Raw genomic sequence first — 6,531 nt, 5'->3', positions numbered from 1 at the left:
ATGACGTGGAGGAAACACCCCTTACCATTTCGAACAGGAAGGTTAAGCTCCACAGTGCTGATGGTACTGCAGGGGAGACTCTGTGGGAGAGTAAGTCGCTGCTAGGTAAATAAAAAATCACTAGGCAAATAAGTTGCTTAGTGATTTTTTTAATTTAATATGAATAAAAAATTGTAATACATTATAAATTTAGAAGGAATTTAGGAATATTTGTAGAAATATCTAGTGTGAAAGTTTATTAAAATAAAGTAAAAGGCATAAGTAAATATAGAACAAGGTGACAGTAAATTGTTCCAGTATAGAATTAGTAGATAAAATAGGTGGAGGATTGGAGATGATAATATCAGTAGTGTTTTATTTGCATTATTATGTATAGCTTTTATTTTTTATTTGTCTCTTGGTGTATATAGCTATAGGATCGATAAAGAATCAAAAGTTAATTCAACATTCTTCGCTTTATGTATTTCTATATGTCTTTGGGCAGCAGGCTATGCATTTATGCTGATTTCCCACAATATAGAAACTGCAAATGTATGGAGAATATTTGCTTCATTAGGATGGTGTTTTTTTGCAGCATTGTGGATTGATTTTGCGCTGTCTCTTAAAAACTCAAATCCAGCAAGCAGTTACTTCAAGGTAAAAGTCTTAATATATACTCCTGCAGTTATATTTTTTATAACTAATATAATATACGAACCTTCTAAGGTAATAATGAGACAACCTTATGGTTTTATAGATACATATGAAACTACAAATCCTGGTACTGTTTTTAATATATATTTTCCAATTCTTTTTATAATAGGTATTATAATAATATTTTTGAGAGGGAGAGATTCTAAAAAGAATAGAGTTAAAAAGCAGACTAAAATTATAATGATAACCTGTCTAATAAGTTTTAGTCTGGGAATGATAACAGATATAATTTTACCGGAAATGGGTATAGGTATTTTTCCATTAGCAATTATAGCAGCTTCTATAGCAATGGCGGGGATTTGGTATGCAATAAATAAGCATAGAATGATGTACATATCTCCTAAATATGTATCAGAATATATTTACAAGGCTGTAAATGAGCCGATTTTTATATTGGGAGAGGATTTTGTAATAAAAAGTTTTAATGATGCATCATTAAAAATAACTGGTTATAATTACACAGAATTGGTAGAAAAGCCTCTTGCTACTCTGATTAATAATATAAATTTGAGTCTTAATATAATTATGGAGAAAGGATATGTGAATAATGTTGAAATTGATTTTCAAAGAAAGGGTAAAGCATCTATTGTCTGTGAATTAACAGGAACAGTTATATATGATGAGTATAAAGATATATTAGGAATTGTAATTCTGTTGCATGACATTTCTCATAGTAAACAAATAGCTCAAATTCAAAAAGAATATACATTAAAATTAGAAGAATCAAATATGATACTTAAAAATGAAATTAGAAATAGACTATATGCAGAAAATCAAATACGTCATTTTGTATATTATGATGCACTTACTGGACTTCCTAATAGGAAGAAAATGCTAGAACAATTCAATATACTTATGGAAAGTAAAAATGAAAAATTTGCAGTTCTTTTTATAGATCTGGACAATTTTAAAAATGTAAATGATAATTTTGGACATTATGTTGGAGATCAAATTCTTAAAGCTGTAGCTGACAGATTAAAAGAAAGCATCAGGTCAAGCGATACAATAAGCAGAATTGGTGGAGATGAATTCATAATATTATTAAGAGATCTGAAATCATTCGTAGATGCTGAAAAGATTGCTGTAGCTATTGGCAAAGTATTAGAACCTGCATTCATTTATAATAGAAGCCATTTACATATTGGATCAAGCATAGGTATAAGTATCTTTCCTGAACATGGAGGTGATGCAGACACTTTAATCAAAAATGCTGATCTGGCTATGTATGAGGTTAAAAATAACGGAGGGTACGGATATAGTATATATTGCAGTGAATTGAAACAAAAGACCAATTTAAAATTTTGAAGGAGCTGCAATGTGATTTTATCTGAATGGGGTAATTAGCTAATACGCCTATCTTCTTCAAAGTGAGAGATAATTGATGTGTTCCTGGATAAGTTCTTTCCCTAAAGGATAACGTATTCTAAGTGCTAAAGGCACTAAGAATACTGTTAATAAGGTTCAGATGGAGAAAAGTATTTATTATGAGCAAACTCCACCTAAACCTTAGAGGAATTTTATGTTTATTGAATTAAAATTTAATAAACTATCTTTAATTTTGTAAAATTTTATTAGTAAAAGTTGTTAAACTATTTATCATGGCAGTTTCCTGCTCTTGAGTAATAGTACCAGCAGTGACAAGGGTGTCAAGCTTAGTTTTTAAGAGAGTTGAGAATTTTTCTTTTCCAGCCTCAGTATCTTTACTTTTATTGGAAATAAATAAGTTTTCTATAGCAGTTTCTTGATCTTGAGTGATAGTACCAGCAGTGACAAGGGTATCAAGTTTTGTTTTAAGTAAATTTTTCACATCTTTTCTTTCTGTACTTTTAGTATCAGTTGTTGAAGAAGAAGTGAAAAGACTTAATACAGCGGTTTCTTGATCTTGAGTAATGGTACCAGCAGTTACAAGAGTGTCAAGCTTAGTTTTTAAGAAATCTGCAGAGCCTTCTTTTTTATCTTTATTTTTAGTAAATAGATTTTCTATGGCAGTTTCTTGATCCTGAGTAATAGTTCCGGCAGTTACAAGGGTGTCAAGTTTTGTTTTAAGTAAATTTTTCACATCTTTTCTTTCTGTACTTTTAGTATCAGTTGTTGAAGAAGAGGTGAAGAGATTTAATACAGCGGTTTCTTGATCTTGAGTAATGGTACCAGCTGTTACAAGAGTATCAAGCTTAGTTTTCAAAAAATTTTCAGCAGTTACTTTTTTATCAGTGTTGGAAGGAGCAAGAAGGTTTAATGCAGAAGTTTCTTGAGCCTGGGTAATAGTACCATCCGCTACCAGAGCATCAAGCTTAGTTTTTAAAAAGTTCTCACTGTTTTCTGCCTTAAAATTCTTATTAGCATAGCAACTCGTCTTCGTTGTACTCTCAGAAAGTGTAGATGCATGAGCTGTAACAGCTCCTGTACCAATAGATGCCACAAGGGCTAAAATTGCTATTAATTTGATGTTTTTCTTTAACATTTTTAACAACCTCCAAAATAATTTCCTCTATATGTACATATTGCCACTGCATTGTTACAATTTGATTGCAAAATTGTTACAGTTTCATTATAAATAAGTGAAAAAAATGTTAACTATGAATGATTATAGTGGTGATTATCTTGTATTTTGAACAAAAGGAGATGTTAACTACAGTAGTATTTAGAAAAATAAGATAGGAGTTTCTAATTAATAAGATAAATCTAAAGAATTAATTATAACTAACTACTAGGATGAAACGGTATAGTTAAATTTGTAAATATAAAAAAATAAAAGAGCATAAAGATTTACCTTACACCAATACAGATAACTTAATATCCAATTATGATCCTTTAAATCACAGTAAATATGATTTTTCAAACCATAATTAAACAGTTCACCACCTATATTGATGATTCGTTCAACTATACAACATACCTACACAGCTATATACAACCCTTTAGCTGTATATAACCATCTCAGCACCCTGCATGATCTTCGCTAGACCCATATACAATAATTTGGGATCCCATTATAATCAATATAATTAACTATAATGAAACCTTTCATCAACATATAGAATCTACCTTAAATTGCATATACAATTTAGGCTAGATTATATAACATATGCTTTTAGCATATGTTATATAATCTTTGGCTCAATCCTCATGTCCTTTACATTATTTAATATGTCCTAACACAAAAAAATAATTCAAAAATTTTTATGTAATTTAATCCAATTAAAAATAAGCACTGGCGGAAACTAGTGCTTATTTTATCCGAAATTTATCCGAACGCTACCATTGCTAACCCCCCCAGCTTCTTCAAAGTGGGGGATAAGAGGTGCTACGCGCCTGGATAAGTTCTTCTCCTAAAGGATAACGTATTCTAAGTGCTAAAGACTGTTAATAAGGTTCAGGTGAAGAAAAACATTTCTCATGGGCAAACTCCACATGAATCTAAGAATCACTTGATACTACTTAACTAGGTATATTTTGAAAGCGTGTTCAATTAATAACAATCGTCGTAACAATCATCACAGCAATTATCATAATCATCATATGGAATTATGAGTAGGAAAATTGGCATTGAATGATAGTAAGGAAAAGGCCTATGCATCAATTTACGTTTGTTCTTTTTAGGCTTTTTAGGCCTATGTTTTTTATGCTGTCCCTTATATTCAGACTTAATGGCGTTGTTATTAGGATATACGTATTCATCCTCTATTATTTGATCATAGGGCATTGAGTGGTAAGGACAATGTATGGGATTTTCAAGATTATAAGAATTCTCAGCGTTCTCTTTTTTCTCTTCCATAGGATTGTTACTATTGTCCATGAAGTACCTCCGTAAATTTATTAACAATATATAATATGAATAAAATAGTACATTGTGAATAAACATTAAAAATGTTAAGAAAAAGAAGTTTGTGGTGCATGATGATAATTAAAATTAATTTATCCAATACACTGCAAAAATTAATGAGAAATTCGTATTTATGTTAGAGGGAGTGATAAAATGAGGATAAATTCCATTACAAAAGCTAATGATAAAATGTATAGGAATTGGAATAATGAATATCAGAATAAATGTGAAAATAAACGTGAAAAAAATGATAAAAATGATATTTTATTTTGCGATATTTTAAAGAAAAACATATTACAACGGGTGAAGAAAAATAGTGTAAATATAATGAAATACTGAGCACAATAGTATATGAAATAGGATAGGGGCAATTAATGAGTAAGGTGCTTGATTAAGTTTAGGTGCCTTTTGTGGTATAATAGAATTATATTAAAAGATTAGGGAGCTGAATTACATGGCTATTTATGTAAAATGTCCTTTGAATAATTTAAAATATTCGCTAAAAAAATATATTCAAAAGAATAAAAAAAATATAAAGTACCCTAAAGTGATTAAAGAGTTTAAGATACCTATAGATTTTTATGGTGGATCCTATTCAGTGATAGAAGGGCTCAGTTATAAGGTTATTTTCAATGATGGTCTTGCAGATCCCCAGATTGTTTATGATGAATTAGAATCTGGTATCATTGTAAAAGGAGCAGAGAGCTCATCATCAGCTAAAATTCCTTTACTATGTATTGATAAATCATACAAATCGTATTTTGATATTGAGTAAGCCATTAAGTGATTCTTAGGTTCAGATGGAGTTTCCTCATTAGGAATGCTTTTATCCATATGAACCTTATTAACAGTATTCTTAGTGTCTTTAGCACTTAGAATAGGTTATCCTTTAGGAGAATCACTTATTCACATGTGCAGTAATACTTTATGTCTCACTTGGTTTTATTTTTAGCATAAAATTCATTATAATTTTTAAGTTCTCTTCTTAAAAGATTAGGAGTATCTAATTTATATGGGCAGTGGTTTTTGCAGTGTCCACATTCTATGCAGTTATTTATTAGTTCCATTTTTTCTTTAAAGCCATCTTCTAAGAAAGCTTTGTAAGGAGCCCTTCTTAAGAGTAATGTTATTCTTGCAGAAGTAGGGATATCGATTCCGGCGGCGCATGGAAGACAATATCCGCATCCACGGCAGAAATCTCCGGCTAATTCTAAGCGATCTTTATTAATGATGGACCACATAGTTTCATCTAGTTCAGGTGGAGTTTTCTCCAGGGCAATAAATTCATCCAACTCAGATTCTCTTTGTATACCCCATATTGGAATAAGGTTGTCAAATTGTCTTAGAAATGCAAAGGTAGATGCGGCATTAGTTATAAGTCCACCTGAAAGTGCTTTCATTGCAATAACTCCGATATCTCTTTTTTTACATTGGTCTATAAGTTTTAAATCATTATCAGCAGATAGAGAATTTAAAGGAAATTGTATGGTATCATACAATTCAGAGGCTGCAGCTTCTATAGCATTATCTATTTTATGATTTGTGATTCCTAGAAAACGGGTCATACCTTTTTTCTTAGCTTCTAGCAGACCAGCGTAGATTCCTTCTGGATCCTCAGGGTCAGGCAGTCTATCAGGGTTATGTAATTGTAGAATGTCTACGTGGTCTGTCTTCAAATTTTTCAAGCTTGTCTTTAAATGTTCAAGCAGGTCTTTTCTATTCTTTGCATGACTTTTAGTAGCTATTATAATATTTTTTCGTATGTCGGCAAGAGAATAACCTATTTTTTCTTCGCTATCAGAATACATTCTTGCAGTATCAAAAAAATTTATTCCATTGTCATAAGCTTTACGTAAAATTTTTTTAGCTTCTTCAAAGGAAACTCTTTGTATGGGTAAGGCACCAAAACCGCTTCTTGATACCATGAAATTTGTTTTTCCTAATCTTATTTTATCCATAACAACACCTCCAAGTATTTTATATTATGAATTCTATATTTAATTATATACTAAAAA

Annotated in this window: 6 protein-coding genes and 1 rRNA gene; 4 read left to right on the top strand and 3 right to left on the bottom strand. The window is 30.6% G+C overall.

Annotation, left to right across the window (positions count from 1 at the left end):
- Both rrf and ACJDU8_RS21365 read left to right on the top strand, forming a co-directional pair.
- Positions 1–107, top strand: a 5S ribosomal RNA gene (rrf, locus tag ACJDU8_RS21370); the annotation flags it as partial.
- Positions 108–327: 220 nt separating this feature from the next.
- Complete coding sequence (locus ACJDU8_RS21365; protein ID WP_406794204.1) at positions 328–1,998, top strand: diguanylate cyclase domain-containing protein; 1,671 nt, start codon at positions 328–330, stop codon at positions 1,996–1,998.
- 247 nt (positions 1,999–2,245) lie between these two features.
- On the opposite strand, the gene ACJDU8_RS21360 is transcribed toward ACJDU8_RS21365, so the two are convergent.
- Positions 2,246–3,154 carry a hypothetical protein gene (locus ACJDU8_RS21360; protein ID WP_406794202.1) on the bottom strand — a complete coding sequence of 303 codons (909 nt, stop codon included), beginning with the start codon at positions 3,152–3,154 and terminating at the stop codon, positions 2,246–2,248.
- A gap of 1,008 nt (positions 3,155–4,162) precedes the next feature.
- Entirely contained in the window at positions 4,163–4,489 is a 327-nt protein-coding gene (locus tag ACJDU8_RS21355) for a hypothetical protein (protein ID WP_406794201.1), read from the bottom strand.
- Positions 4,490–4,669: 180 nt separating this feature from the next.
- Here ACJDU8_RS21355 and ACJDU8_RS21350 point away from each other — a divergent pair, with 180 nt between their 5' ends.
- The gene (locus ACJDU8_RS21350; RefSeq protein WP_406794200.1) at positions 4,670–4,855 is read left to right on the top strand and encodes a hypothetical protein; all 186 of its coding nucleotides are present in this window, start codon (positions 4,670–4,672) and stop codon (positions 4,853–4,855) included.
- 115 nt (positions 4,856–4,970) lie between these two features.
- Positions 4,971–5,291 (top strand): hypothetical protein, encoded by a 321-nt coding sequence (locus ACJDU8_RS21345; RefSeq protein ID WP_406794199.1) that lies wholly within the window; start codon positions 4,971–4,973, stop codon positions 5,289–5,291.
- A gap of 157 nt (positions 5,292–5,448) precedes the next feature.
- Here the strand turns inward: ACJDU8_RS21345 and ACJDU8_RS21340 are convergent, their stop codons facing one another.
- Entirely contained in the window at positions 5,449–6,474 is a 1,026-nt protein-coding gene (locus ACJDU8_RS21340; protein WP_406794198.1) for an aldo/keto reductase, read from the bottom strand.
- Between the last annotated feature and the right edge of the window lie 57 nt (positions 6,475–6,531).

The sequence above is a fragment of the Candidatus Clostridium eludens genome (assembly GCF_045310515.1).
Taxonomy (GTDB): Bacteria; Bacillota; Clostridia; order Clostridiales; family Clostridiaceae; genus Clostridium_B; species Clostridium_B eludens.
This window is presented reverse-complemented; position numbering and strand designations above follow the sequence as displayed.

Excerpts from the sequence above, each read along its gene's own strand:
- ACJDU8_RS21360 (WP_406794202.1), bottom strand. The coding sequence starts at position 3,154 with ATGTTAAAGAAAAACATCAAATTAATAGCAATTTTAGCCCTTGTGGCA.
- ACJDU8_RS21355 (WP_406794201.1), bottom strand. The coding sequence starts at position 4,489 with ATGGACAATAGTAACAATCCTATGGAAGAGAAAAAAGAGAACGCTGAG.
- ACJDU8_RS21350 (WP_406794200.1), top strand. The coding sequence starts at position 4,670 with ATGAGGATAAATTCCATTACAAAAGCTAATGATAAAATGTATAGGAAT.
- ACJDU8_RS21345 (WP_406794199.1), top strand. The coding sequence starts at position 4,971 with ATGGCTATTTATGTAAAATGTCCTTTGAATAATTTAAAATATTCGCTA.
- ACJDU8_RS21340 (WP_406794198.1), bottom strand. The coding sequence starts at position 6,474 with ATGGATAAAATAAGATTAGGAAAAACAAATTTCATGGTATCAAGAAGC.